Below are 23,660 nucleotides of genomic sequence, written 5' to 3'. Positions count from 1 at the left end.
GATCAAAAGAGCCGGACGAGCAGCGCTCCGGCCAGCAGCAGCATCGCACCCGCGATGCGGCCGAGCGAAATCTCGCGCACGGCGACGCCGAGGAAGCCGACGCGGTCAATGAGAATGCCTGCCAGCAACTGGCCAGCCACCAGGAACGCCATCAGGGCGGCAGCGCCGATGCGTGGCGTCAGAATCGTCGACAGCGTGACATAGAAGCCGCCGAGCATGCCGCCAGCCACGAACAGCCAGGGTGCCGGCGCTTTCCAGTCGAGCGAAATGCCCTGCAGCTTCACCACCGTGACGGAGATGATGCCGAGCACGACCGCACCCGACAGGAACGAAAACGCAGCGGCGGCGACCGGGAGCCCCAGGCCTCGCGCCAGCTGCGAATTGATCGGTGCCTGAATGGCAATGAAGGCGCCGGACAGGATGCCAAGAAGCGACCAGACGACGCCCATCATTGTAATTCGCCTTACTTGACGTCGGCCGCGACCTTCAGCGACACGATCTTGTCGGGGTCGACAACCGGCTCGCCGCGCTTGATCTTGTCGACATTGTCCATGCCTTCGATGACCTGACCCCAGACCGTGTACTGGCGGTTGAGGAAGGCGGCATCGTCGAAGCAGATGAAGAATTGCGAGTTGGCCGAGTTCGGGTTCTGCGAACGCGCCATCGAGCAGGTGCCGCGGCCATGGCTGGCGTTGGAGAATTCAGCCTTCAGATCAGGCTTCTCCGAACCGCCCATGCCAGCCCGGGACGGGGCAAATGTGGATTTGGTCGAATTGCCGAACTTCACATCGCCGGTCTGCGCCATGAAACCCTCGATGACGCGATGGAACACCACGCCATCATAGGCGCCTTCGCGCGCCAGTTCCTTGATGCGGGCGACGTGGCCAGGCGCCAGGTCGGGAAACAGTTCGATGACGACGTTGCCCTTTGTCGTCTCCATGATGAGCGCGTTCTCGCGGTCCTTGATCTCAGCCATGTCAGATATCCTTTTGAAAATTAACAGATTTACTTGCCGTCAGCGGCGATGCGCACCTTGATCATGCGATCGGGATCGGTGACGGTTCCGTTGTTAGCCTCGTCGCCCTTCTTGATCTTGTCCACCAGTTCCATGCCGCTGACGACGTTGCCGACGATGGTGTACTGGCCATCGAGCGACGGCGACGGCGCGAACATGATGAAGAACTGCGAATTGGCGGAGTTCGGATCCTGCGAACGGGCCATGCCGAGCACGCCCCGTTTGTAGTGCTCGGTCTTGGAGAATTCGGCCGGCAGGTCTGGCAGATCGGAACCGCCGGTACCCACGGCTTCAGCGCTAAACCCCTTCTTCATGTTGCCGAACTTCACGTCGCCGGTCTGCGCCATGAAGCCGTCGATGACGCGATGGAAGGCAACGTTGTCGTAAGCGCCCTGGCGCACCAGCTTCTTGATCTGCGCGACATGCTTTGGCGCGAGGTCGGGCCTGAGCGCAATGGTCACGTCGCCGTCCTTCAGCGTGATGATCATGGTGTTTTCCGGCTCAGCGGCGAAGGCCGAAACGGACGCGGTCACAAGACCGGCGAGCACGACAAGGAATGAGGCGAGCCTTTTGAGCTGCATTTGAATCTCCGGGATCTTATTTCGCGAATTTTGCGGTGAGCGCGCCGGCAACCGCCGCCGGCACGAAGGGGCGGATGTCGCCGCCCATCGAGGCTATCTGGCGGACAAGTGTGGCGGTAATGGTTCGCACCGAGGGACTGGCGGGCAGAAACCGTCTGCAATTCCGGCGCCATGGTCTCGTTCATGCCGGCCATCTGCATCTCGTAGTCGAGGTCGGTGCCGTCACGCAGGCCGCGGATCATGATCGAGGCGCCCTCTTTCCTGGCGGCATCAATGACCAGCCCGTCAAATGCAACCACCTTGATGCGAGCGCCGTCGGCACCGAATTCCGCTTTCGTCGCGGCCTCGATGAGACCGACCCGTTCCTCGAAGGAAAACAGCGGCTTCTTGCCAGGATGGATGCCGATCGCCGCGTAGACGATGTCCGCGACGGCCAGCGACGCCTTCAGCACATCGAGATGGCCGTTGGTCAGCGGGTCGAAGGAGCCAGCGTAAAGGGCAATGCGTTCAATCATGGCTGGTGCTTCTAGCGAGCCTCTCTCGCAAAGGCAAATCCGATCGGTGAGCCGTCCGTGAACCTTTTCGCCGGCGTGAACGACAGATGAACGGGCTGATCACGAATGCTTCACGCAGCGTTCACTAGATTGCAGCTTCATAGGATGAAACCAAAGCCCCATCTAAGCGTTACAGGCTGCAGGAGAACACGCAAATGCTGATCTACATGCTCGCCACCGCAATGACCGTCGCCATGCTGATTGCCACCGCATTCGGGCTTCATCAGGAAGCGCAGCGCGTCCGAGCCAGGGCAAATACCAAGCGGTTCGCAGGTTTCGGCGTTCGTAAGCCGTATCGCCACTTCTGAACCGATAGAGTTTTGTTGCCGCAGTGCCACGCCGGCCCATGGGCCGGCGTTGCTGTGTCAAAACCTATTCCGCGCTCTCTGGACCGGCATCGTCAACCGCGGCACCTTCGGAATTGCCGGCGTTTTCGACTTCTTCCTCGGACTGCGGCTCTGAAATCCGCTCCACCGAGACGACCTTTTCACCTTCAGCCGTATTGAAGATGGTCACGCCCTTGGTGGCGCGGCTGGCGAAACGGATGCCGTTGACCGGCACGCGGATGACGGTTCCACCATCCGACACCAGCATGATCTGGTCATCATTGCCGACAGGGAAGGTCGCCACCAGCCTGCCGATCTCGGCGGTTTTCGACACGTCGGTGGCGCGAATGCCCTTGCCGCCACGCCCGGTCAGGCGGAAATCGTATGACGAAGACCGCTTGCCATAACCAAACTCCGTCACTGTCAGAACGAACTGTTCGTGCTGCTTCAGGAACTCGTACCGCTCGTCGGAAAGCTCGGCTTCTTCGCCGACCTCTTCATTGGTCAGCGCGATCTCTTCTTCCTCGCCTGCCGCGATGCCGGCGGCAAGCCGCCGTTCGGCCACCACGCGCTTGAGGTAGGCTGCACGCTCCGGCGGAGGCGCGTCGACATGCTCGATCACCGCCATTGAGATCACCCTGTCGGTGTCGGCCATGGCAATGCCACGCACGCCGACGGAATTACGGCTCTGGAAGACACGCACGTCGCCAACCGGGAAACGGATGCACTGGCCTGAGCTCGCGGTCAGCAACACATCGTCATTGTCGGTGCAGGTCTCGACGCCGAGGATCTCGTCGCCTTGCTCCTCCAGCTTCATGGCGATCTTGCCATTGCGGTTGACCTGGACGAAATCGGAAAGCTTGTTGCGGCGAACCGTGCCGCGCGTCGTGGCGAACATCACGTCGAGTTCGCCCCAGCTCGTCTCGTCCTCCGGTAGTGGCATGATCGTGGTGATGCGTTCACCTTGCTCCAGCGGCAGCATGTTGATCAGCGCCTTGCCACGCGATTGCGGGTTGCCGATCGGCAGCCGCCAGACCTTTTCCTTGTAGACGATGCCGCGCGAGGAGAAGAACAGCACCGGCGTGTGCGTGTTGGCCACGAACAGGCGGGTAACGAAATCTTCGTCCTTGGTCGACATGCCGGAGCGGCCCTTGCCGCCGCGGCGCTGCGCCCGATAGAGCGACAGCGGCACGCGCTTGATGTAGCCGGAATGGCTCACCGTCACTACCATGTCTTCGCGCTGGATCAGGTCCTCGTCTTCCATGTCCGACCCACCGTCGGTGAGCTCGGTGCGGCGCGGTGTACCGAACTCGTCGCGCACGGCGGCGAGTTCGTCCTTGACGATCTGCTGGACACGGGCACGGGACGACAGGATGTCGAGATAGTCGATGATCTCGGCGCCAATCGTGTTCAACTCGTCGGCGATCTCGTCGCGGCCAAGCGCGGTCAGGCGCTGCAGGCGCAGTTCGAGGATGGCGCGGGCCTGCTCCTCGGACAGATTGTAGGTGCCGTCCTCATTGATGCGGTGGCGCGGGTCGTCGATCAACAGGATCAGCGATTCGACGTCGCCGGACGGCCAGCGCCGTTCCATCAACTGCTCGCGCGCCGTTTGCGGATCCGGCGCGGTGCGGATCAGCTTTATGACTTCGTCGATATTGGCAACGGCAATCGCAAGACCGACCAGCACGTGAGCGCGGTCGCGCGCCTTGCGCAGCAGGAATTTCGTGCGCCGGGTGATCACCTCTTCGCGGAAGGACACAAACGCCTTCAGCATGTCGGTCAGCGTCATCAGTTCCGGCTTGCCACCGTTCAGCGCCACCATATTGGCGCCGAAGGATGTCTGCAGCGGTGTGAAGCGATAGAGCTGGTTCAAGATGACGTCGGCGACGGCGTCGCGCTTCAACTCGATGACGACGCGATAACCCTGACGATCGCTCTCGTCGCGAATGTCGGAAATGCCCTCGATGCGCTTGTCGCGCACCAGTTCGGCCATCTTCTCGATCATCGACGACTTGTTCACCTGGTAGGGAACCTCGGTGATGATGATCGACTCGCGGTCATTGCGCGCTGCTCGATGTTGACCTTGCCGCGCATGACGACCGAGCCACGACCGGTCGAATAGGCGCTGTAGATGCCGGAGCGGCCAAGCACAATGCCGCCGGTCGGAAAATCGGGTCCCGGAATGATCTCCATCAGGGCAGGCAGATCGATCGCCGGATTGTCGATGAGGGCAATCGCGCCGTTGCAGATCTCGCTGAGATTGTGCGGCGGGATGTTGGTGGCCATGCCGACGGCAATGCCGCCCGAACCGTTGACCAGAAGGTTGGGGAACCGCGCCGGCAACACCTTCGGCTCGGTGTCGGAAGCATCGTAAGTGTCCTGGAAATCGACAGTGTCCTTGTCGATATCCTCGAGCAGTTCATGCGCGACCTTGGTGAGCCGCGATTCCGTGTAGCGCATCGCCGCCGGCGGATCGCCGTCGATCGAGCCGAAATTGCCTTGCCCGTCGATCAGCGGCACGCGCAGTGACCAATCCTGCGCCATGCGCACAAGGGCGTCATAGATGGAGGCATCGCCATGCGGATGGTATTTACCCATCACGTCGGCGACAGGACGCGCCGATTTCACATATTTGCGATTCCAGTGATAGCCGCTCTCATGGGCGGCGTAGAGAATGCGGCGATGCACCGGCTTCAGTCCGTCGCGGACGTCCGGCAACGCGCGGCTGACGATCACGCTCATCGCGTAATCGAGGTACGAGCGCTGCATCTCCTCGATGATGGATATCGGCTCGATGCCCGAGGGGCCGCCGTCTGCGCCGCGCGGTGTCTTCTGGTCGGTCAAATCGGATCACAATCTAATCAGGAATCACTTTCCGCTTATATAGGAAGCGGCGCCGAAACTCCAATATTCCCAGCACTTTTCCAGTGTCAATTTTGGTGGTAAATTCAAAAGGATACCGCTCATTGCGACGATATGGCCAAGGTGGCCGTTGAAGCAAAGCATGGACTTGGGCGCGCTTCTCGAGTGAAAGCCACAAGCGTGATGAATCTGTCCCCGTGGCTGCCGTTCCGATCGCTGAGCGGCTGGACCCCGAAGGATATCAATGGCGACATTGTCGCGGGCATCACGCTGGCAGCAATCGCCATTCCCGAGCAGATGGCGACAGCCCGTCTTGGCGGCTTTGCGCCGGAGGTCGGCTTTTTCGCCTTCGTCGCCGGCTCGCTCGCCTTTGCCGTGTTCGGAGCCAATCGCCACCTCTCGGCGGGGGCTGATTCAACCATCACGCCGCTCTTCGCGGGCGGCCTCGCGCTGCTCGCCACGACCGGCTCCCCGCATTATCTGGCACTGGCGGGCATGCTGGCCCTGATGGTCGGGCTGATCGTGGCGCTCAGCGGGGTCCTTCGTCTTGGCTGGGTCGCCGACCTCCTGTCGGTTCCCGTCACCACCGGCTTCCTGGCCGGCATCGCCATCCACATCATCGTGTCGCAGCTACCGGGTCTGCTCGGCCTGGCTGCCGAAAGCGGCGAAACCCTGCGGCGCGTCGGCGAAATCGCTTCCAGTCTCCATCTGACCAATCCCTACAGCCTGGCGCTTGGATTTGGGGTATTCGCGATCGTGTTCGTCGCCGAGCGCATGAGCGCGCGCATTCCCGGTGCATTGATCGGAGTGGTGCTGGCGACAGCCGCCGTCGTCGCCTTCGGTCTTGCCGGTCGTGGTGTAGCGGTGCTCGGCGCCTTGCCGAACGGCCTGCCGCGGGCCGGCTTGCCGCTCGTCAGCCTCGACGATGCGCAGGCATTGGTCCCATTGGCACTGCTGATCGCCATCGTCGTCATGGTGCAGACAGCGGCCACGTCACGCTCCTTCGTCCAGCAACAGGGCGATGCCCCTGACGTCAACCGGGATTTCGTTGGTGTCGGCGCCGGTAGTATGGCCGCTGGGCTGCTTGGCGCCTTTCCGGTCAATGCCAGCCCGCCGCGCACCGCCATCGTCGCCCAGACAGGCGGCCGATCGCAATTGGCGAGCATTGTGGCCGCAGCCATCGTGCTCGTGCTCGGCGCCTTTGGCGGCAGCCTGCTTGCCAACGTTCCGCAGGCGGCACTTGCCGGAGTGCTGCTGTTCGTGGCCCAGCGGATCCTGCGCTGGCAGGTGTTTGCCAATGTCTATCGCCAGGCGCCGATCGAGTTCGTCCTGATCCTGGTCACGATGGTTGCCATCGTCGCACTGCCCATCCAGACCGGCGTGGCGATCGGCATCGGCCTTTCGCTGCTGCACGGGATCTGGAGTGCAACACGCACGCAACCCATTGAATTGGAGAAGGTCCCCGGCACATCCGTGTGGTGGCCGCCCGCTACGGCAAGCGTCGGCGAACAACTGCCCGGCGTGCTGGTCGCCGCATTTCAGGCGCCATTGTCCTTCGTCAATGCCGACCGCTTCAAGCTGGGTCTGCGCGGCATGATCGACGCAAGGCGTGGAACCGCGAAACTGGTCGTCCTGGAAGCCAGCAACATCGTGGAAATCGACTATACCGCGGCGCAGGCATTGATCGAGACGATCACCTATAGCCGCAATCAGGGCGCGACCTTTGCCATCGCACGGATGGAATCGCTGCGCGCTCAGGCGGCGCTGGCGCGGTTCGGCATTATCGACCTGATCGGTCCGCAACATGTCTTCCACAGCGTCGATGACGCCGTCCGGACATTGCATTCCGGCCAATCGCCGGAAAAACAGGAGAGCCCGCAATGACGACACCCTCCAGCATGGCGGTCGAAAGAGAACCTTTGCTGAAGCCCGTTCCGGTGAAAGAACTGCGACCGACGCAGATCACCGTGGGCATGCGGGAAGTGGCCTTGAAGCGCCAGATGATCCGAGCGCAGAGCGTCAGCAAGACCAGCACGTTCCTTGGCACGCATATGGTCCCCGCCGTGCTCGGGCCGAAGGGACGCCATTATGTCACCGATCACCATCATCTCGCCCGGGCACTGATCGAGGAAGGCGTCAAGGATGTGCTCGTGACGGTGATCAGCGACCTGTCGGGGCTCGACAAGGACTCCTTTCTTTTCGTGCTCGACAATCGCGGTTGGATGCATCCGTTCGACGAAAACGGACAACGTCGCGACTACGCCGCCATTCCCAAAACCATCGCCGAACTGGTCGACGATCCATACCGAAGCATGGCGGGCGAATTGCGCCGCCTGGGCGGCTACGCCAAGGATACGACGCCGTTCGCCGAATTCATCTGGGCGGATTTCCTGCGCCGGCGCATCGACAAGGATGACGTGGCCAAGAACTTCGCCAAGGCCATGAAGGAAGCGTTGACCCTGGCCAAGGGCAAGGACGCGGACTATCTGCCCGGCTGGTGCGGCCCGACATCGGATTGACCGACATCGATCGAGCTTCGTCCGAGACGGCCAAGGGCACCGTGTTCAATGCCCTGACCGGCGGCGGCCGCGATAACCACCCGGCGTTTCCCCCATGACCCTCCGGAATCGGCGATTGAAGGTCGACAGGTCGTTGAAGCCGGCCTCCAGGGCGATCGACGAGATCGCGTCATCCGAGGTGTGCAATCGAACAGCTGCCCTGTTCAGCCTTGTCCGCAGCAGGAATTGATAGGGCGTCATTCCGGCGACCTGCCGGAATGTGCGCAGGAAATGGTAGGGGCTGGTTGCGGTCTCACCGGCAAGTTCGGCAAGCGAAATCGGTCTGTCGCTATGAAGTTCAATCCGCCGCACCGCCTCGGCCACCCGTTTCTGATCGCGTCTGCTCGGCGGGCGCTTGATACCCGCGGCGCCAGAGTCGACCGTCACTGCCGCGCCTGCAATGCGCAGGGCAAATTCCTCGAAAGCATCGATGTCGCCCGTTTCGCGAGCAGCCTCGGCACCGGCCAGCAGCGGCGCCAACGCCGGCAAGGGCGGCAGGCGTGGCGTTCCGAAAGCCAGCCTCCTCGCGATCGGCACGGCGGCCACGATCCGTTCCAAATATGCCGGCTCGAAATGGAAGGAGAGGCAGCGGTCACCGCTGCCATGATCGTGCCCACACTCGTAGCATGTACCGGCATTGCCGAGCAGGATGGCGCCTGGCGCCAGCATCGCCGTGCCTTGTTGCGCGCGATAACGGAACGTGCCGCTGGTGACCGCCGCGACGCAGAAATCCTGATGTGTTTCCTCGAACGGCCGGTCGGCGGCGCCGGCAGTGCAGATTACGTCCGCCACGTGCCAGCCTGGACCGGATGCGAGTGTGTGCGCAGTCGCTGCCATCGCCGAAACATAGCAATTTTTCCCAAGCCCAGAACCCTGCCACGGCCTATTGCCTGATCTCTCCTGACAAGAAGAGGCCAGAACCATGTCCGAAGCCCAATCTGACCAATCCTCCTTCACTGGAGCCTTGCACAGCGCCGGACCGTCGGAGAACCTTGCCGAAAAGCTGCAGCTCTACGGCCGCTTTGTCGGCGCCTGGTGCTTTGACGCCTCGCGCCATCTCGAGGACGGCACAGTGCTGACCGGGCATGGCGAGGTGCATTTCGGCTGGGTGCTCGAAGGGCGAGCGATCCAGGATGTCTGGATCCTGCCCGCCCGTGATGCCGGCCCCTCGCCTTCGCTTGGCGCCTGGACCTTCTACGGCACGACGCTGCGCGTTTACGACCCCGGCCTCAACGCCTGGCACATCTTCTGGAGCGACCCGCGCAACCAGTATTTTAGCCGCCAGCTCGGCCGCGCCGAGGGCGACAGCATCGTCCAGCAAGGTACTGACGGCACAGGCGCCTCGGTGCGCTGGAGCTTTTCGCGGATCACCGAGAATTCCTTCCGCTGGCTGGGCGAACGCTCGCACGACAATGGCGCGACCTGGCGGACCGAGGTCGAGTTTCTGGCGCGCAAATCCTAGAGAACCTGACACCACAACACTTTGCAATAATGGAGAAAAGGATGTTTGATCACGTCTCGATCGGCGTCCTCGACGCAGATACCTCCAAGCGCTTCTATGACGCGGCGCTGAAGCCGCTCGGCTACACCTGCCTCAGCCAGTCGCCGGGCTCGCTCGGTTATGGCGCGGGAGCGGTCTCGCTGTGGGTAAACGAAGCGGCACGCCCGGTACCGGCGGATGAAAAATCCGGCCTGCATTTCTGCTTCACCGCGCCGACGTGGGCCAGCGTCGACGCATTCCATGCCGGCGCCTTGCGGGCAGGCGGCAGCGACAATGGCGCGCCAGGCCTGCGCACCGACTATGGCAAAACCACTACGCCGCTTTCGTCGTCGATCCGGACGGTTATCGGCTGGAGGCCTACTGCGGCGCCAATGGCTAGGCTCGTCATCCCTGCGAATTCCCGTAACTCTCACGGTTTCCCCTGAGCCAGCTTTGCTCTACCAATAGGCTGGTTCGGGGAATGCAGAGGTTCGGGCGCGGCCCGGTGGGGAGATCAGATGCCGAGCTTCGACAGCCTGTTCAACGCCTTCGTCACCATTCTCGTGACCATCGATCCGCCCGGCCTGGCGCCGTTGTTTCTCGCCGTGACGCGCGGCATGAACCGCGAGGAACGCCAGCAGGTTTCCGTCCGGGCCTCGATCATCGGCTTCCTGGTGATGGCGCTGTTCGCGGTCGCCGGTGCGTCGATCCTGTCGGTATTCGGCATCACGCTGCCGGCCTTCCGCGTCGCCGGCGGTTTCCTGTTGTTCTTCATCGCCTTCGAAATGGTCTTTGAGCGCCGGCAGGACCGCAAGGAGAAGATCGGCGACGTCGCCATCACCAAGGACATGATCCACAATATCGCCGCCTTCCCGCTGGCGATCCCGCTGATCGCCGGCCCCGGCGCGATCTCGGCCACGGTTCTGCTGTCCGGCTCATTCCAGGGCTTTGCCGCCCAGGCGGCGCTCGTCGGCATCATCCTTGTCTGCCTGGTGATCACCTATCTGGTGTTCGTGCTGTCGGAACGCATCGACCGCATCCTCGGCCAGACCGGCCGCTCGATCCTGACGCGTTTGCTTGGCGTCATCCTGGCGGCTCTGGCCGTGCAGTTCGTCGCCGACGGCATCAAGGCGCTGATGGCGGGGTAGCCCGCCGTCTTTGTGAACAAACCGGGCTGCGTCGAGCCTACTTGGTCGTCGTGTCGATCACTTCGAAATCGTGGGTGATGGCGGCGGTCTTGGCCATCATCGCGGAGGCCGAGCAGTATTTTTCGATCGACAGGTCGATCGCCCGTTTCACCTTGTCGAGCGAAAGGGCACGGCCCTTGACGACGAAATGCATATGGATGCGCGTGAACACCCTGGGCTCGGTCTCCGCCCGGTCGGCGTCGAGTTCGACGACGCAGTCCTCGACCGCTTCGCGGCCCTTTTCGAGGATATGCACGACGTCATAGGCTGAACAGCCGCCGGTGCCGATCAGCAGCAATTCCATCGGGCTCGGTCCCGGCGTCTTGCCGTCCGGTCCGAGCGCCGTGCCAAGCACCAGTTTGTGGCCGCTGCCGGACTCGCCGACAAAGGTGCGCTCCTCGACCCATTTTACCCGTGCTTTCACCAGGCTCGTCCTTCCTGCATTCCTTGATCGCTCGGCCAGCGGTCATCCGACAATGCAAAACCCCGAAAGTCCATAAGACTCTCGGGGCATCATGCTTGACTTAAAGTGCCGTTCGCCGTTCAGGATCGCATTGCGCTCAGAACGGGATTTCGTCGTCCAGCTCGCGCGAGGAGCCGCCGCCACCGCCCTTGGGAGCGCCGCCGCCGCGGTTGAAGCTTTCGTTCGGGCTGGATTGGCCAAAATCGGAACCACGGCTGCTACCACCGCCGCCGGAATAGCCGCCTACCTGGCCGCCCTCGCCCTGCCCACGTGCGTCGAGCATCTGCAACTCGCCGCGGAATTTCTGCAGCACGACTTCCGTCGTGTACTTGTCGGCACCGGTCTGGTCCTGCCATTTGCGTGTCTGCAACTGGCCCTCGACATAGACCTTCATGCCCTTCTTCAAATACTGCTCGGCCACCTTGGCGAGTTGGTCATTGAAGATGACGACGTTGTGCCACTCGGTCTTTTCCTTGCGCTCGCCGGAATTCTTGTCACGCCAGCTTTCCGACGTGGCAATGCGGATGTTGACCACCGGCTCGCCCGAGTTCAGGCGGCGGATTTCAGGGTCCGCGCCGAGATTGCCCACCAGAATGACCTTGTTGACGCTACCCGCCATGATACTTCTCCGCGCTCATCCGAACAATTTTTTGTTGGCGTACCTTACAGGCTACGGACAATCCTCGCCTGCTGTGGCTGCCTTTTCCCACAAGGTTTTTGTTCTCTTTTCGTTCCTACATGCGCAGCCGCTTGTTGTCAAGGAATGGCAGCAATGCCCAGGGACCTCATATGGGTTTGAAAAGAGTGCTTGCCAAATCAATAAGTATCCACTTATGCTTTTGTCATGATCGAAGCAGAGATTTTCCGGGCGCTGGCCGACCCGACGCGACGTGCCGTCTTTGAGCGTCTCGCCACAAGCGAGATGAGCGTGTCGGAACTGCGCAACGGCATGACGGTCTCGCAGCCGGCCGTTTCGCAGCATCTGGCCGTGCTGCGTAGCGCCGGTCTGGTGGTCGAGCGGCGGGCGGGCCGCAATGCCTATTACCGTGCCGACCCGCGGGGGCTGGCACCCCTGCTCTCCTGGATCGAACGCTACCGCACCTTCTGGCCGGAGCGCATCGAAAGGCTGAAGACGGTTTTGAAGGACATGGATCAATGAAGGACGCGAGATCAATGATCGAGGAGAACCAAGGCGAGATCGCCCCGGACGCGATCGAGTTCGAGTACGACCTTCCCGAGCCGCCGGAGAAGGTGTGGCGAGCCTTGACCGTGCCCGAGTTGCTCGCTGCATGGATGATGCCGAACAACATCAGGCCGCAGGCCGGCAGCCATTTTGCCTTCGCCGGGCCGGAGGCCGCGATCGAATGCGAAATCCTCGATGCCGAGCCCGAGCGGCTGTTGCGTTATTCCTGGCGGGAGCAGCCTCAACCCGGCGATGCCGCGCGCCAGGACCCACTCGACAGCACCGTTACGTTCACGCTTGCCCGTACGGTTTCCGGCGGCACGCATCTGCGCATTGTCCATGACGGCTTTGCCCGCAAGGCGATGCCGGCTGTTGCCATGGCCGGCGCCAGCTGCCGGCTTTCGCTGGGGTCGCGCGGCTCCAGAAAACCTGTCGCCGCAAACATACCGCTGCTGACGCTGCGCGCGGCCTGAACAAGGACAATGGAGATGAAGACCATGAGCGGTGTTGCCAGTCTGGTGCCGATGGTGATCGAGCAGTCGAGCCGCGGCGAACGCGCCTTCGACATTTTCTCGCGGCTGCTGCGCGAGCGCATCATCTTCATCAACGGAGAGATCAACGACGACATGTCGGCGCTGGTTTGCGCGCAACTGCTGTCGCTGGAATCGGACAATCCCGACAAGGAGATATCGCTCTACATCAACTCGCCGGGCGGCGTGGTGACCAGCGGCTTCGCCATCTACGACACGATGCAATACATCAGCTGCCCGGTGTCGACGGTGTGCATGGGTTTTGCCGCGTCGATGGGTTCATTCCTGCTCATGGCGGGTACACCAGGGCGTCGCATCTCACTGCCGAACGCCACCATCCTGCTGCACCAGCCGCTGGGCGGGTTCCAGGGCCAGGCTTCCGATATCCAGCGTCATGCGCAGCGCATCAGCCAGACCAAACGCCACATGGCCGAACTCTACGCCCAGCATTGCGGTCGCAGCTATGAAGAGGTCGAACGCACGCTGGACCGCGACCATTTCATGACCGCTCGTGAGGCCAGGGAATGGGGTATCGTCGACCATGTTTTCGATACTCGCAAACAGGCGGCGTAAGGGACAATGCATGTCGCCCAAAAGTGCGCAGCGTTTTTCGGACAACGACATGCATAAAAACAAAGACCTTGAACTGCTTGCGGCGCGGGCAATCGCGACCAATGGCCCGCCGGTTTGAAACATTGCCGGTCTGGTCTCGGCATGATTGCGGCGATATAGTTCATCCATGACCGACAGCAATTCATCCAGACTTTTGCGCTGGTTTTTCGGCGCCATCGCCGGGTTGACCGTGCTGACCGGCACGGCAGTCGCCGACGACACGTCCTCGGCCAAGAGCACCCTGCCCGGCGTGACCAGCGACTACCGCATTGCCAAGCCTGCCCCACAGCCAGAGCCCGACGAAACTGTTCCGGGCGATGGGATCAAGCAGTTCAAGATCGGCGATACCGATGTGCGGATTTCCGGCATCACCGTCGACGTCGGCGCTGGCGCGATCGGACCTTCACGCCACTGACATCGCGGGGCTTTTTCGGCCGAGCAATTTGAATCGGATAGGGTGCACTCAATGAGTGCCGCAGCCTGGAGGCAGTGAGCCAACACGAAAACAGCCCCGCCGTTGCTTCCGCAAACGGTCGGGGCCTTTTTGGATGTCAAATCCAATTTGCTGGAAGGTTTCTTCCAACTTTGATTTCGGACGCTTCGCGGCATTCAGCCGACGATCCGACTAATAGTCTCTGATTTTTGTGGGGATCGGCAGGTCACGGTTTGTCGGGCGGCGCAAACGCTCAAGCCCTGGCACTTATGCCTGCCGCGGTTCCAGTGATACCTGGAACCCTTGGGGACTATCCGGTGGCGTCATGGCTCCGCTCCTTTGTCCGTTTTCGACATTGTCGTCCGAAGCGCAAATCGCAGATGCCTGCGGCGTCTCGCAGGCCGCCCCCTGGGCGGCGAGGCCATCGAAAGACGGCCGGCTCCGTTGACGCTTGAAGTCTGCTCCCGTGACGCCGGGACGTCAACCTTTCAATAGCCGGTTATGAAAAATGTGATCGCTGAGACGCTTCGTGAGGCCATTTGACAAACAGCTTTTGTCAGGAGCGTGTTCGGCCTTTGTTCTTTCCGCTTGCCCGTTCGCATGAAAGACGGTTAAACGAATTCGTCGAGAATTGTGGCGTCTCTCGACGTGGCGGCAATAATACCTACATAGGGGATGGTCGGGAAAACCCGCCAATCCCACGAATTCCAGATCTGAGGCGGCGACCGGCAATGGCCGACCATAAATATCTTTCCATTCGCGGTGCGCGCGAACACAATCTGAAGAACGTCGATCTCGACCTGCCGCGTGACAGCCTGATCGTCATGACCGGCCTCTCGGGATCCGGCAAATCGTCGCTGGCCTTCGACACCATCTATGCCGAAGGCCAGCGCCGCTATGTCGAAAGCCTTTCGGCCTATGCGCGGCAATTCCTCGAAATGATGCAGAAACCGGACGTCGACCAGATCGACGGCCTGTCGCCCGCCATCTCGATCGAACAGAAGACCACCTCGAAGAACCCCCGTTCGACGGTCGGCACCGTTACCGAGATCTACGACTATATGCGGCTTTTGTTCGCGCGTGTCGGCGTGCCCTACTCGCCGGCAACCGGCTTGCCGATCGAAAGCCAGACAGTCAGCCAGATGGTCGACCGCGTGATGGCCGTGGAGGAAGGCACCCGCCTGTTCATCCTGGCGCCGATGGTGCGCGGCCGCAAAGGCGAATACCGCAAGGAATTGCTGGAACTTCAGAAGAAGGGCTTTCAGCGCGTCAAGGTCGATGGCGTCTTCTACGAGATCGCCGACGTGCCGGCGCTGGACAAGAAGTACAAGCATGACCTCGACGTCGTCGTCGATCGTATCGTCGTGCGCGGCGATCTTGCCACACGGCTCGCCGACTCCATCGAAACCGCTCTCAAGCTGGCCGAGGGGCTAGCGGTGGCCGAATTCGCTGACAAGCCGCTCGACGCCAGCCAGACCGGCGAGGACTCGGTCAACAAGTCCAAGAACGAGACGCATGAACGCATCCTGTTCTCGGAAAAATTCGCTTGCCCGGTGTCCGGCTTCACCATTCCGGAAATCGAGCCGCGGCTGTTCTCCTTCAACAATCCGTTTGGCGCCTGCCCGACCTGCGACGGTCTCGGCAGCCAGCGTGCCATCGACGCAAGCCTGATCGTTCCCGACGAAAACGTCTCGCTGCGCGACGGTGCGGTCAGCCCGTGGGCAAAGTCGACCTCGCCTTACTATTCGCAAACGCTGGAGGCGCTGGGCAAGGCCTATGGCTTCAAGCTCGGCGACAAGTTCAAGGACCTGACCGCGGAAGCCCAGGACGCGATCCTGCGCGGCACCGGCGAGCGCGAAGTCACCTTCCAGTATGATGACGGCCTGCGCTCCTACAAGACGACCAAGACCTTCGAGGGTGTCATCCCCAATCTGGAACGGCGCTGGAAAGAGACCGAATCCGCCTGGATGCGCGAGGAGATCGAGCGCTTCATGTCGGCCACGCCGTGCCCGGTCTGCAAAGGTTATCGGCTGAAGCCCGAGTCGCTCGCCGTGAAGATCGCCAGCAAGCACATCGGCGAGATCACCGAAATGTCGATCCGCAAGGCCGACCAGTGGTTCACCGACCTGCCGGCGTCACTCAACGACAAGCAAAACGAGATCGCGGTGCGTGTGCTCAAGGAGATCCGCGAGCGGCTGCGCTTCCTCAACGATGTCGGGCTCGACTATCTGACCCTGTCGCGCAATTCCGGCACGCTGTCGGGCGGCGAGAGCCAGCGCATTCGCTTGGCGTCGCAGATCGGCTCCGGCCTCACCGGCGTGCTCTATGTGCTCGACGAGCCGTCGATCGGCTTGCACCAGCGCGACAACGCGCGCCTGCTCGACACGCTGAAGCACCTGCGCGACATCGGCAATACGGTCATCGTTGTCGAGCATGACGAGGACGCCATCCTGCATGCAGACTACGTCGTCGATATGGGGCCGGCCGCCGGCATTCATGGCGGCGAGATCATTGCGCAGGGCACGCCGCAACAGGTCATGGCCAATCCCAATTCGATCACCGGAAAATATCTGTCGGGCGCGCTCGAAGTGGCGACGCCTGGCGTGCGGCGCGAGGCCAAGAAGAACCGGCGCCTGAAGATCGTCGGGGCGCGTGGCAACAACCTGAAGAACGTCACCGCCGAAATACCCCTGGGCACCTTTACCGCGGTCACCGGCGTGTCCGGCGGCGGCAAATCGACCTTCCTGATCGAGACCCTGTTCAAGGCGGCCTCACGCCGCATCATGGGCTCGCGCGAACACCCGGCCGAGCACGACCGCATCGAGGGTCTGGAATTCCTCGACAAGGTCATCGACATCGACCAGTCGCCGATTGGACGGACACCGCGTTCGAACCCGGCCACCTATACCGGCGCTTTCACGCCGATCCGCGACTGGTTCGCCGGCCTGCCCGAAGCCAAGGCGCGCGGCTACCAGCCTGGCCGCTTCTCCTTCAACGTCAAGGGCGGCCGCTGCGAAGCCTGCCAGGGCGACGGCGTCATCAAGATCGAGATGCACTTCCTGCCCGACGTCTATGTCACCTGCGACGTCTGCCACGGCAAGCGCTACAACCGCGAGACGCTCGACGTGCTGTTCAAGGGCAAGTCGATCGCCGACGTGCTCGACATGACCGTCGAGGAAGGGGTCGATTTCTTTGCCGCCGTGCCCGGCGTGCGCGACAAGCTGGAAACGCTGAAGCAGGTCGGCCTTGGCTACATCCATGTCGGCCAGCAGGCGACGACGCTTTCCGGCGGCGAGGCGCAGCGCATCAAGCTGGCCAAGGAACTGTCGCGCAAGGCAACCGGCAAGACGCTCTACATTCTCGACGAACCGACCACCGGCCTGCATTTTCACGATGTAGCCAAGCTGCTCGAAGTGCTGCACGAGTTGGTCAACCAAGGCAACACGGTGGTCGTCATCGAACACAATCTCGAAGTCATCAAGACCGCCGACTGGGTGCTCGACCTCGGCCCCGAGGGCGGCGATGGCGGCGGCGAACTGGTTGCCTCAGGCACGCCGGAAGCCATCGTGCGCGAGAAGCGCAGCTACACCGGGCAGTTCCTGAAGGAGTTGCTGGAGCGGCGTCCTGGGAGCAAGCGCGAAGCGGCGGAATGATGGCTGACAACGGTCTCATCACGATCCAGAGTCGTTTCGGCGTGGCCGAAACCATCGACCGCCTGGTCGAGACCGTGCAACGAGCTGGCTTGCTTGTCTTCGCGCGCATCGACCATGCCGCCGGCGCGCGTGATGTCGGCGTATCGCTGCGCCCTACCGAACTGCTGATTTTCGGCAACCCCAAGGGCGGCACACCGCTGATGCAGGACAGGCAACTCGCCGGCATCGACCTGCCGTTGAAGGCGCTTGGCTGGGAGGACGAGCAGGGCAAGGTCTGGCTTTCCTACAATGATCCGCACTGGATAGCGAAGCGTCACGGCTTGGGCGATGCAAGTCGCGAAGCCGTCCACGCGATGGCCGCCGGGATGGGCAAGGTCATCGCTGCCGCTGCCAGCACGAGCCAATCATGAACACCAGACTCGCCCTTGCCGATGACCTTGCCACTGTGGTCTGGCTAACTGAGGCTGCCTATGGGCACTACATTGCCTTGCTTGGCGGCCCGCCAATCCCAATCACCGAGGATTACGTGCCGCGCATTGCTCGTGGCGAGGTCACGCTCGTCGAAGAAGACGGATTGGTGGCGGGCCTGCTGGTTCTTGAGCGGCATCCGAATCACAGCCTGATCTTCAGCGTTGCGGTTGCACCCGGTTTTCAAGGCAGGGGTTTCGGCATCTCGCTGCTCAAGCAGGCGGATGAGCAGACCCGCCTTTGGGGATTGCCGGAAGTGCGGCTCTACACCAATGCCAAGATGGAACGGAACATCGCGCTCTATTTGGCCTACGGCTATCACGAGACCGATCGCGGTCCCAACCCATACCGGGCAGGATGGACGCTCGTCCATATGGCAAAGCCTGTCGATCAAATCACGACGGCCTGATTTTTCTGAACTCGGGAGGACGACAATGAGCAAATCGGGAAAGATCCGCTCCGGCATGGGCGGCTGGACCTTCGAGCCGTGGGACACGTCCTTCTATCCGGAAAAACTCTCCAAGGCGAAGCAACTGCAATACGCCACTCGGCAGGTGCCGAGCATCGAGGTCAATGGCACCTATTATTCCAGTTTCAAGGAACCGACCTTCGTCAAATGGGCAAGCGAGGCGCCAGACGATTTCGTCTATTCGCTGAAGGGCAACCGCTTCGTCACCAACCGGCGCGTGCTCGGCGAAGCTGGCGAACCGATGATGCGCTTCCTCGGATCAGGCGTAGCCGCGCTCGGCGAAAAGCTTGGCCCGATCCTGTGGCAGTTCGCGCCGACCAAGAAGTTCGATCCCGATGATTTCGAAGCCTTTTTGAAATTGCTGCCGGAAAAGCAGGATGGCGTCGCGCTGCGCCACGCGCTCGAAGTGCGCAACGACAGCTTCATCGTGCCGGAATTCGCGGCCCTGGCGCGCAAGTACAAAACGGCAATCGTCTATGCCGACCACGCCAAATATCCTGATATCGCTGATGTCACCGGTGATTTCATCTATGCCCGCCTGCAGACCGGCAGTGACGACAATCCTGATTGCTATACGCCAAAGGGTCTCGACGAATGGGCGGCGCGGGCAAAAACGTGGGCGGAAGGCAAGGTGCCGGCCGATCTCCGACGCGCCGATCCTTCGACCGAGGCGCCGATCCAGCCACGCGACGTGTTCGTTTACTTCATCACCGAGGGCAAGGTGCGCGCGCCATTCGGAGCGATGGCGCTAATGAAGCGAGTGGCTGACTGACGGGTATCGCTGTCAGACTTTCCGACACGCGATAACAGCGTCTTCTATGCATTTTGAGCGTAGCAACGCGGCTATTCGTGGCATCTTCCGCGTCATCGTAACCTTATCGACACTTCCTTGCTGCATGAGTCCAGCCACGCCAAGTCGCAGAGCTGGAGCCGCTGCCGGCGAGGAACGAGAGGCATGTCGCTCGACTACACTTCACTTCTGCTGGCTGTTGGTTTTTCCGCCGCCTGCCTGGGGCTGACATTGTTTGGCATGTGGCTGACCGCTCGTTCGGAGCGGTTCCTGCTGACATGGGCGATCAGCCTGTTGTTGGTGGTCGGCGACATCTTTGTTTATGACGCCTATATCGACATGCCCGGGCGCCTGCTCGGCATCACGACCATCGCCTTTCTCCTGCTTGGCTTTTCGACCATGCTGGGCGCGGCCTATCAGTTCAGGACCGGCGGCTCGCCAATCCGTCGAACGGTGCTTGGCGGCATTTCGCTGGTCGTGGCGCTGCCCCCCATGGCTCTTGGCTATGACGGTCTCGGCTTCGTGTTCGAAAACACGTTTGCTGCCTTGCTTCTGTTCGCCACGGCGCGCGAATACTGGAAAGGCCGCGACGAAGCCCCTGCCCTGACGATTGGCATCACCGCGCTGTATTCGGCCACCGCCACATCCTTCGCGCTATGCGCCATGGTTCTTGCCTGGGATGGAAAGCTGATCCTCGGACATGCGCCAAGCAATTGGGCCGAGGAGTTGAGCCTCATCGTCGTCATCGCCAGCATGACCGGGATCGGCGCATTGTCCCTAGCGCTCAATCAAGGGCGCCTTGCCAGGCATCACCACCGCAATGCGCTGACTGACCCCTTGACTGGCCTGCTCAACCGCCGCGCGCTGTTCGACCTGCACGGCAATACTCCCGTCGGCGCCTTCACGGCGGTGGTTGTGTTCGATCTCGACAGCTTCAAGGCGATCAACGATGAATTCGGCCATGCCACCGGCGATGAAGTGCTGAGGGTGTTCGCCAGGGAACTCACCAGCAATCTCCGCCCGTCCGACGTCGCCGCGCGCATGGGGGGAGAAGAATTCGCACTTGTGCTGAAGCGGACCTTGCCCGAGACGGTTGAAGCCGCCGCGGAGCGCATACGCGCTGCTTTCGCGGCGTGCAGGATCGAAAGCGAGGACGGCCCGCTGACATGCACGGTCAGTGCGGGGTTCTCCTTCGGCACGATTGAAGGCATGAGCTTCGACAAGGTGCTCAGCGCGGCTGACAAGGCTCTCTATGCCGCCAAGCGCGATGGTCGCAACCGCGTTGCCGCCTCGGCATTTCGCCGCGCAAGCTGACGCCCGTGCGCGCGAAGGCGTGAGCCCTTATGTGGAGACGACCTCATTGTAGGCGTCGAGGTCGACGTAGAAGACCTTGGTCATCCCTCCTATCAACTCGTCCTGGTCATACCCTTGAGATTTCAGGATGTTGATGGCGGTCATGATGTCGACGCGCTCGGTGAGCCGCCGCTTGTGATAGTCTTCGACGAAATGTTCCATCGGCTGTCCCTAGCCTGAGTGCCTAACGCGCTGAACAACAATCAGATCACAGGGGGAAGCTAGGAACGCTTGCTTGCGTGGAACTTGCCGGCTCGGCCCGCGCCTTCCCCTCGATCTGTCACGCTGAGACTGGTACGGAAAGCGGCCGACTCACCAAGGCCAAGCAAAGGTTAGCACGCAACTTGCGGTGCGCCAGAGTTGCATGACAATAGATCGGCGACAGATCTAAACGGTCAGGAATTTCCGCACATCCGCCCGATCCAGATCTTCGGCGGGGCCAGTATGGACGATCTGGCCGCGGTCCATGATGTTGACCTCGTCGGCAAGCTCCCGGCAGAAATCCAGATACTGCTCCACCAGCAGCACGGCGATGCCCGCCTGGTCGCGCAGATAGCGGATGGCCCGACCGATATCCTTGATGATCGACGGTTGGATGCCTTCGGTCGGCTCATCCAGAACGAGCAATTTCGGTCGCATCACCAGGGCCCTGCCGATGGCAAGTTGCTGCTGCTGCCCTCCGGAAAGGTCGCCGCCACGCCGCGACAGCATCTGCTTCAGCACCGGAAACAACTCGAACACGTGCGCCGGCACATTGCGGTCGGCACGCTTCAGAGGCGCGAAGCCCGATTCGAGATTTTCCCGCACCGTGAGCAGCGGGAAGATTTCCCGGCCCTGCGGCACGAATGCGATGCCCGACCGGGCGCGATCATACGCCGCGCTCCGGTCGAGCGCCTTCCCCTCGAAGGCAACGCTTCCGCTCGTCAGCCGGTGATGGCCGACGATCGATCTCATCAAACTTGTCTTGCCGACACCATTGCGCCCGAGCACGCAGGTGATCTTGCCGGCGTCAGCGTTCAGCGAAACGCCACGCAGCGCCTGGGCAGCGCCGTAGTGGAGCGTGGCGTTCGAAACTTCGAGCATGTCAGCGCCTCTTCCAGAGTCGAAGAAACGACAGATCGAAGCGATGGAATTGAACGCGCCAGACCATGCTCATCTCCCCAGATAGACTTCGACGACACGTTCGTCGGCTGAAACGAAATCAAGTGAACCTTCGGAGAGCACCGAGCCCTCATGCAGGCAGGTGACCTTGACGCCGAGCTCACGCACGAAATGCATGTCGTGCTCGACGACTATGACCGAATGGTCGCGCGCGATATCCTTGAGCAGCCGCGCGGTTTCCTCGGTCTCGGCATCGGTCATGCCGGCGACCGGCTCGTCGACCAGCAGCAGCTTCGGGTCTGGACTTGCTTCGGTAAAGTGGAGAGCGGGTTGCTCATTCGGCGGCGTTTCGCTCGAACTGCATCGGGCTGATGTAGTCGAGCGCGGAATGCCGCCGGATGGGATTGTAGAAGCCGTCGATATATCGGGCAATGGCGGCTTGGGCATCGGCGCGGGTAAGGAAAGAGGTGCGCCAGATCAGTTCAGTTTTCAGCGTCTTGAAGAATGTTTCGACCATGGCGTTATCAAAGCAATTGCCCTTGCCTGACATTGAGATGATGACGCCGGCGGCACGCAATTCGGCTTGGTAGTCGATAGAACAATATTGGCTGCCGCGGTCGGAGTGGTGAATGAGGCCGGGTTCCGGCTGCCGCATGACGAACGCCTTGTTGAGCGCTGCCAGAGCCAGGCTGCGGTGTAGCCGGTTGCCAGCAGCCCAGCCAACGACCTTGCGGGCAAACAGATCGATGACGACAGCAAGGTACAACCAGCCCTCCCGCGTCCAGATGTAGGAGATGTCGGCACCCCATTTCTGGTTGGGACCAGTGGCGGCAAAATCCTGGTCGATGACATTGGGGGCAACCGGAAAGGCGTGTTCGCTGTCCGTCGTGCGCTTGAACCGCCGCTTCTGTCTTGCCTGGAGGCCATTCTCCCGCATCAGACGCGCCGTTCGTCGCCGGCCAATGGCAAAGCCATTGTCTTGCAGTTCCCGCGTCATGCGCGGGCTACCATAGGTTCCGTTCGACAGCGCGAACGACGATCGCACATGCGCCAGCATTATCATGTCGTCGCGCTGCCGGCGGCACGCCGGCCGGCGCCCCCAGGCAAAGTAGCCGCTCGGGCTGACACCCAGCGTCGCGCACAAACGGTCCACAGGGAAATCCTTCTTCGCCTGGTCGATGAGCGCGAACCTCACCGACTTCCCTCCTTGACGAAAAAAGCCGTCGCCCGTTTCAAGATATCCCGCTCCTGCCGAAGGATTTCATTCTCCCGCCGCAGCCGTTTCAATTCAGCGGCGACATCAGCATCAGGCGGACGCCCAGGATCGCCCATCTCACGATCCAGCTGCCGACCCATCCATCGCGTCAGCGTCGAGAAACCAACACCAAGATCCTCCGCGATCTGCCGCTTCGTCCGACCGCTCGTTCGCACAAGGCCAACCGCCTCCGCCTTGAACGCATCCGTAAACTGTCTCTGTTTCGTCATCGAGGTCGCCTTTCATCAGAAGGAAACTCTCCACTTTTTCGGGGCAAGTCCAGGCCTGCGCCAGCAGCATGCCGATCTCAAGCCACTGTTTTTGTCCATGGCTCAGATTGGCGGCGAGGTCGTCGCGCTTGTCGCCGAGCCGGATGATGCCGAGGATATCGTCGGTCTGCCGTGCCTCTGCCACGGAGCGGCGATGGAACAGCGCCGGGAAGATCGAGCGCGGCCCCTTCAGCGCCAGCATCAGGTTGTCCTCGATCGTGTGGTTTTCGAAGACCGTCGGCTTCTGGAACTTTCGGCCAATGCCCATCATGGCGATCTCGGCTTCGTCATGCTTGGTCAGGTCGACCTGCCCATCGAAGAACACCTCGCCCTCGTCGGGCCGTGTCTTGCCGGTGACGATGTCCATCATCGTCGTCTTGCCGGCACCATTGGGGCCAATGATGGCACGCATCTCGCCCTTGTCGAGCACCAGCGACAGGCTGTTGATGGCGCGGAAACCGTCGAAGGAAACCGACACGCCGTCGATATAGAGGATGGTGTTCGACTTGCCTGCCATC

Annotated in this window: 24 protein-coding genes and 4 pseudogenes; 15 read left to right on the top strand and 13 right to left on the bottom strand. The window is 61.6% G+C overall.

The features are described from left to right. Positions 1-2: 2 nt before the first annotated feature. From LGH82_RS02410 to coaD, 4 genes and pseudogenes are all read right to left on the bottom strand, one after another. Entirely contained in the window at positions 3-452 is a 450-nt protein-coding gene (locus LGH82_RS02410; protein ID WP_227347138.1) for a DMT family transporter, read from the bottom strand. An 11-nt stretch (positions 453-463) separates the two neighbouring features. Further along, positions 464-976 carry a peptidylprolyl isomerase gene (locus LGH82_RS02405; RefSeq protein WP_227347137.1) on the bottom strand — a complete coding sequence of 171 codons (513 nt, stop codon included), beginning with the start codon at positions 974-976 and terminating at the stop codon, positions 464-466. A gap of 29 nt (positions 977-1,005) precedes the next feature. Further along, positions 1,006-1,503, bottom strand: coding sequence for a peptidylprolyl isomerase (locus LGH82_RS02400; protein WP_413771457.1), 498 nt, complete (start codon positions 1,501-1,503; stop codon positions 1,006-1,008). Between the two features lie 109 nt (positions 1,504-1,612). Then, positions 1,613-2,111, bottom strand: a pseudogene (coaD, locus tag LGH82_RS02395) (pantetheine-phosphate adenylyltransferase). Between the two features lie 194 nt (positions 2,112-2,305). Here coaD and LGH82_RS02390 point away from each other — a divergent pair. Next, a complete protein-coding gene (locus LGH82_RS02390) occupies positions 2,306-2,458 on the top strand; it encodes a hypothetical protein (protein ID WP_227347135.1) in 153 nt (50 codons plus the stop codon). 64 nt (positions 2,459-2,522) lie between these two features. On the opposite strand, the pseudogene gyrA reads toward LGH82_RS02390, so the two are convergent. Next, positions 2,523-5,320 (bottom strand): annotated as a pseudogene (gene gyrA / locus LGH82_RS02385) (DNA gyrase subunit A). 201 nt (positions 5,321-5,521) lie between these two features. Here gyrA and LGH82_RS02380 point away from each other — a divergent pair. Together LGH82_RS02380 and LGH82_RS02375 are read left to right on the top strand one after the other, a co-directional pair. After that, complete coding sequence (locus tag LGH82_RS02380) at positions 5,522-7,222, top strand: SulP family inorganic anion transporter (RefSeq protein ID WP_227349460.1); 1,701 nt, start codon at positions 5,522-5,524, stop codon at positions 7,220-7,222. A 14-nt stretch (positions 7,223-7,236) separates the two neighbouring features. Beyond that, a complete protein-coding gene (locus LGH82_RS02375) occupies positions 7,237-7,857 on the top strand; it encodes a ParB-like protein (protein WP_227349459.1) in 621 nt (206 codons plus the stop codon). A 45-nt stretch (positions 7,858-7,902) separates the two neighbouring features. Here LGH82_RS02375 and LGH82_RS02370 read toward each other — a convergent pair whose 3' ends face one another. Then, the gene (locus LGH82_RS02370) at positions 7,903-8,733 is read right to left on the bottom strand and encodes a helix-turn-helix transcriptional regulator (protein ID WP_227347134.1); all 831 of its coding nucleotides are present in this window, start codon (positions 8,731-8,733) and stop codon (positions 7,903-7,905) included. A gap of 85 nt (positions 8,734-8,818) precedes the next feature. Between LGH82_RS02370 and LGH82_RS02365 the strand changes: the two genes are divergently transcribed. The 3 genes and pseudogenes from LGH82_RS02365 (at position 8,819) to LGH82_RS02355 (ending at position 10,524) form a co-directional block, all read left to right on the top strand. Beyond that, positions 8,819-9,358, top strand: coding sequence for a hypothetical protein (locus LGH82_RS02365; RefSeq protein WP_227347133.1), 540 nt, complete (start codon positions 8,819-8,821; stop codon positions 9,356-9,358). Between the two features lie 41 nt (positions 9,359-9,399). Next, positions 9,400-9,776 (top strand): annotated as a pseudogene (locus tag LGH82_RS02360) (VOC family protein). Between the two features lie 118 nt (positions 9,777-9,894). After that, on the top strand, positions 9,895-10,524 hold the full coding sequence (locus LGH82_RS02355; protein ID WP_227347132.1) for a MarC family protein: 630 nt from the start codon (positions 9,895-9,897) through the stop codon (positions 10,522-10,524). A gap of 37 nt (positions 10,525-10,561) precedes the next feature. On the opposite strand, the gene LGH82_RS02350 is transcribed toward LGH82_RS02355, so the two are convergent. Then, positions 10,562-10,987: an OsmC family protein gene (locus LGH82_RS02350; protein ID WP_227347131.1), complete on the bottom strand. Its 426-nt coding sequence runs from the start codon at positions 10,985-10,987 to the stop codon at positions 10,562-10,564. Between the two features lie 136 nt (positions 10,988-11,123). Continuing rightward, positions 11,124-11,645 carry a single-stranded DNA-binding protein gene (locus tag LGH82_RS02345; RefSeq protein WP_319799909.1) on the bottom strand — a complete coding sequence of 174 codons (522 nt, stop codon included), beginning with the start codon at positions 11,643-11,645 and terminating at the stop codon, positions 11,124-11,126. A 225-nt stretch (positions 11,646-11,870) separates the two neighbouring features. Between LGH82_RS02345 and LGH82_RS02340 the strand changes: the two genes are divergently transcribed. From LGH82_RS02340 to LGH82_RS02300, 9 genes are all read left to right on the top strand, one after another. After that, positions 11,871-12,185: an ArsR/SmtB family transcription factor gene (locus tag LGH82_RS02340; RefSeq protein WP_227347130.1), complete on the top strand. Its 315-nt coding sequence runs from the start codon at positions 11,871-11,873 to the stop codon at positions 12,183-12,185. After that, positions 12,182-12,682 carry an SRPBCC family protein gene (locus LGH82_RS02335; protein ID WP_227347129.1) on the top strand — a complete coding sequence of 167 codons (501 nt, stop codon included), beginning with the start codon at positions 12,182-12,184 and terminating at the stop codon, positions 12,680-12,682. Before LGH82_RS02340 ends, LGH82_RS02335 begins: the two co-directional genes overlap by 4 nt. Before the next feature lie 24 nt (positions 12,683-12,706). Next, positions 12,707-13,312, top strand: a complete 606-nt coding sequence (locus tag LGH82_RS02330; protein ID WP_227349457.1) for an ATP-dependent Clp protease proteolytic subunit — start codon at positions 12,707-12,709, stop codon at positions 13,310-13,312. Between the two features lie 166 nt (positions 13,313-13,478). Further along, a complete protein-coding gene (locus LGH82_RS02325) occupies positions 13,479-13,766 on the top strand; it encodes a hypothetical protein (RefSeq protein ID WP_227347128.1) in 288 nt (95 codons plus the stop codon). 749 nt (positions 13,767-14,515) lie between these two features. Further along, positions 14,516-17,437: an excinuclease ABC subunit UvrA gene (uvrA, locus tag LGH82_RS02320; protein ID WP_227347127.1), complete on the top strand. Its 2,922-nt coding sequence runs from the start codon at positions 14,516-14,518 to the stop codon at positions 17,435-17,437. Continuing rightward, on the top strand, positions 17,434-17,847 hold the full coding sequence (locus LGH82_RS02315; RefSeq protein ID WP_227347126.1) for a DUF302 domain-containing protein: 414 nt from the start codon (positions 17,434-17,436) through the stop codon (positions 17,845-17,847). The genes uvrA and LGH82_RS02315 overlap by 4 nt, the downstream gene beginning before the upstream one ends. Further along, positions 17,844-18,314 carry a GNAT family N-acetyltransferase gene (locus LGH82_RS02310; protein ID WP_227347125.1) on the top strand — a complete coding sequence of 157 codons (471 nt, stop codon included), beginning with the start codon at positions 17,844-17,846 and terminating at the stop codon, positions 18,312-18,314. Before LGH82_RS02315 ends, LGH82_RS02310 begins: the two co-directional genes overlap by 4 nt. A 25-nt stretch (positions 18,315-18,339) precedes the next feature. Beyond that, the gene (locus tag LGH82_RS02305) at positions 18,340-19,146 is read left to right on the top strand and encodes a DUF72 domain-containing protein (RefSeq protein ID WP_227347124.1); all 807 of its coding nucleotides are present in this window, start codon (positions 18,340-18,342) and stop codon (positions 19,144-19,146) included. A 183-nt stretch (positions 19,147-19,329) separates the two neighbouring features. Further along, a complete protein-coding gene (locus tag LGH82_RS02300; protein ID WP_227347123.1) occupies positions 19,330-20,478 on the top strand; it encodes a GGDEF domain-containing protein in 1,149 nt (382 codons plus the stop codon). 27 nt (positions 20,479-20,505) lie between these two features. Here LGH82_RS02300 and LGH82_RS02295 read toward each other — a convergent pair whose 3' ends face one another. The 5 genes and pseudogenes from LGH82_RS02295 to LGH82_RS02275 all read right to left on the bottom strand — a co-directional run bounded on the left by LGH82_RS02295 (position 20,506) and on the right by LGH82_RS02275 (position 23,659). Continuing rightward, entirely contained in the window at positions 20,506-20,679 is a 174-nt protein-coding gene (locus LGH82_RS02295; RefSeq protein WP_227347122.1) for a hypothetical protein, read from the bottom strand. Positions 20,680-20,904: 225 nt separating this feature from the next. Continuing rightward, positions 20,905-21,600, bottom strand: coding sequence for an urea ABC transporter ATP-binding subunit UrtE (gene urtE, locus LGH82_RS02290; protein WP_227347121.1), 696 nt, complete (start codon positions 21,598-21,600; stop codon positions 20,905-20,907). A gap of 69 nt (positions 21,601-21,669) precedes the next feature. Beyond that, positions 21,670-21,918: pseudogene (locus tag LGH82_RS02285) on the bottom strand (ABC transporter ATP-binding protein); the annotation flags it as partial. A 34-nt stretch (positions 21,919-21,952) separates the two neighbouring features. Then, positions 21,953-23,049, bottom strand: a protein-coding gene (locus tag LGH82_RS02280; protein WP_413771415.1) for an IS3 family transposase whose coding sequence is annotated in 2 segments (ribosomal slippage) — positions 21,953-22,825 and positions 22,828-23,049 — 1,095 coding nt in all. Because the reading frame shifts where the segments join, the coding sequence is not laid out codon by codon here. Beyond that, complete coding sequence (locus tag LGH82_RS02275; RefSeq protein WP_413771419.1) at positions 22,952-23,659, bottom strand: ATP-binding cassette domain-containing protein; 708 nt, start codon at positions 23,657-23,659, stop codon at positions 22,952-22,954. Before LGH82_RS02275 ends, LGH82_RS02280 begins: the two co-directional genes overlap by 98 nt. Position 23,660 lies beyond the last annotated feature (1 nt).

Origin of the sequence: Mesorhizobium sp. PAMC28654, from assembly GCF_020616515.1 — a bacterium.
Taxonomy (GTDB): Bacteria; Pseudomonadota; Alphaproteobacteria; order Rhizobiales; family Rhizobiaceae; genus Mesorhizobium.
This window is presented reverse-complemented; position numbering and strand designations above follow the sequence as displayed.

Bases quoted from the DNA above. Each gene is read 5' to 3' on its own strand.
- LGH82_RS02410 (WP_227347138.1), bottom strand. From the start codon at position 452: ATGATGGGCGTCGTCTGGTCGCTTCTTGGCATCCTGTCCGGCGCCTTC.
- LGH82_RS02405 (WP_227347137.1), bottom strand. From the start codon at position 976: ATGGCTGAGATCAAGGACCGCGAGAACGCGCTCATCATGGAGACGACA.
- LGH82_RS02400 (WP_413771457.1), bottom strand. From the start codon at position 1,503: ATGATCATCACGCTGAAGGACGGCGACGTGACCATTGCGCTCAGGCCC.
- LGH82_RS02390 (WP_227347135.1), top strand. From the start codon at position 2,306: ATGCTGATCTACATGCTCGCCACCGCAATGACCGTCGCCATGCTGATT.
- LGH82_RS02380 (WP_227349460.1), top strand. From the start codon at position 5,522: ATGAATCTGTCCCCGTGGCTGCCGTTCCGATCGCTGAGCGGCTGGACC.
- LGH82_RS02375 (WP_227349459.1), top strand. From the start codon at position 7,237: ATGGCGGTCGAAAGAGAACCTTTGCTGAAGCCCGTTCCGGTGAAAGAA.
- LGH82_RS02370 (WP_227347134.1), bottom strand. From the start codon at position 8,733: ATGGCAGCGACTGCGCACACACTCGCATCCGGTCCAGGCTGGCACGTG.
- LGH82_RS02365 (WP_227347133.1), top strand. From the start codon at position 8,819: ATGTCCGAAGCCCAATCTGACCAATCCTCCTTCACTGGAGCCTTGCAC.
- LGH82_RS02355 (WP_227347132.1), top strand. From the start codon at position 9,895: ATGCCGAGCTTCGACAGCCTGTTCAACGCCTTCGTCACCATTCTCGTG.
- LGH82_RS02345 (WP_319799909.1), bottom strand. From the start codon at position 11,645: ATGGCGGGTAGCGTCAACAAGGTCATTCTGGTGGGCAATCTCGGCGCG.
- LGH82_RS02340 (WP_227347130.1), top strand. From the start codon at position 11,871: ATGATCGAAGCAGAGATTTTCCGGGCGCTGGCCGACCCGACGCGACGT.
- LGH82_RS02335 (WP_227347129.1), top strand. From the start codon at position 12,182: ATGAAGGACGCGAGATCAATGATCGAGGAGAACCAAGGCGAGATCGCC.
- LGH82_RS02330 (WP_227349457.1), top strand. From the start codon at position 12,707: ATGAGCGGTGTTGCCAGTCTGGTGCCGATGGTGATCGAGCAGTCGAGC.
- LGH82_RS02325 (WP_227347128.1), top strand. From the start codon at position 13,479: ATGACCGACAGCAATTCATCCAGACTTTTGCGCTGGTTTTTCGGCGCC.
- uvrA (WP_227347127.1), top strand. From the start codon at position 14,516: ATGGCCGACCATAAATATCTTTCCATTCGCGGTGCGCGCGAACACAAT.
- LGH82_RS02315 (WP_227347126.1), top strand. From the start codon at position 17,434: ATGATGGCTGACAACGGTCTCATCACGATCCAGAGTCGTTTCGGCGTG.
- LGH82_RS02310 (WP_227347125.1), top strand. From the start codon at position 17,844: ATGAACACCAGACTCGCCCTTGCCGATGACCTTGCCACTGTGGTCTGG.
- LGH82_RS02305 (WP_227347124.1), top strand. From the start codon at position 18,340: ATGAGCAAATCGGGAAAGATCCGCTCCGGCATGGGCGGCTGGACCTTC.
- LGH82_RS02300 (WP_227347123.1), top strand. From the start codon at position 19,330: ATGTCGCTCGACTACACTTCACTTCTGCTGGCTGTTGGTTTTTCCGCC.
- LGH82_RS02295 (WP_227347122.1), bottom strand. From the start codon at position 20,679: ATGGAACATTTCGTCGAAGACTATCACAAGCGGCGGCTCACCGAGCGC.
- urtE (WP_227347121.1), bottom strand. From the start codon at position 21,600: ATGCTCGAAGTTTCGAACGCCACGCTCCACTACGGCGCTGCCCAGGCG.
- LGH82_RS02275 (WP_413771419.1), bottom strand. From the start codon at position 23,659: ATGGCAGGCAAGTCGAACACCATCCTCTATATCGACGGCGTGTCGGTT.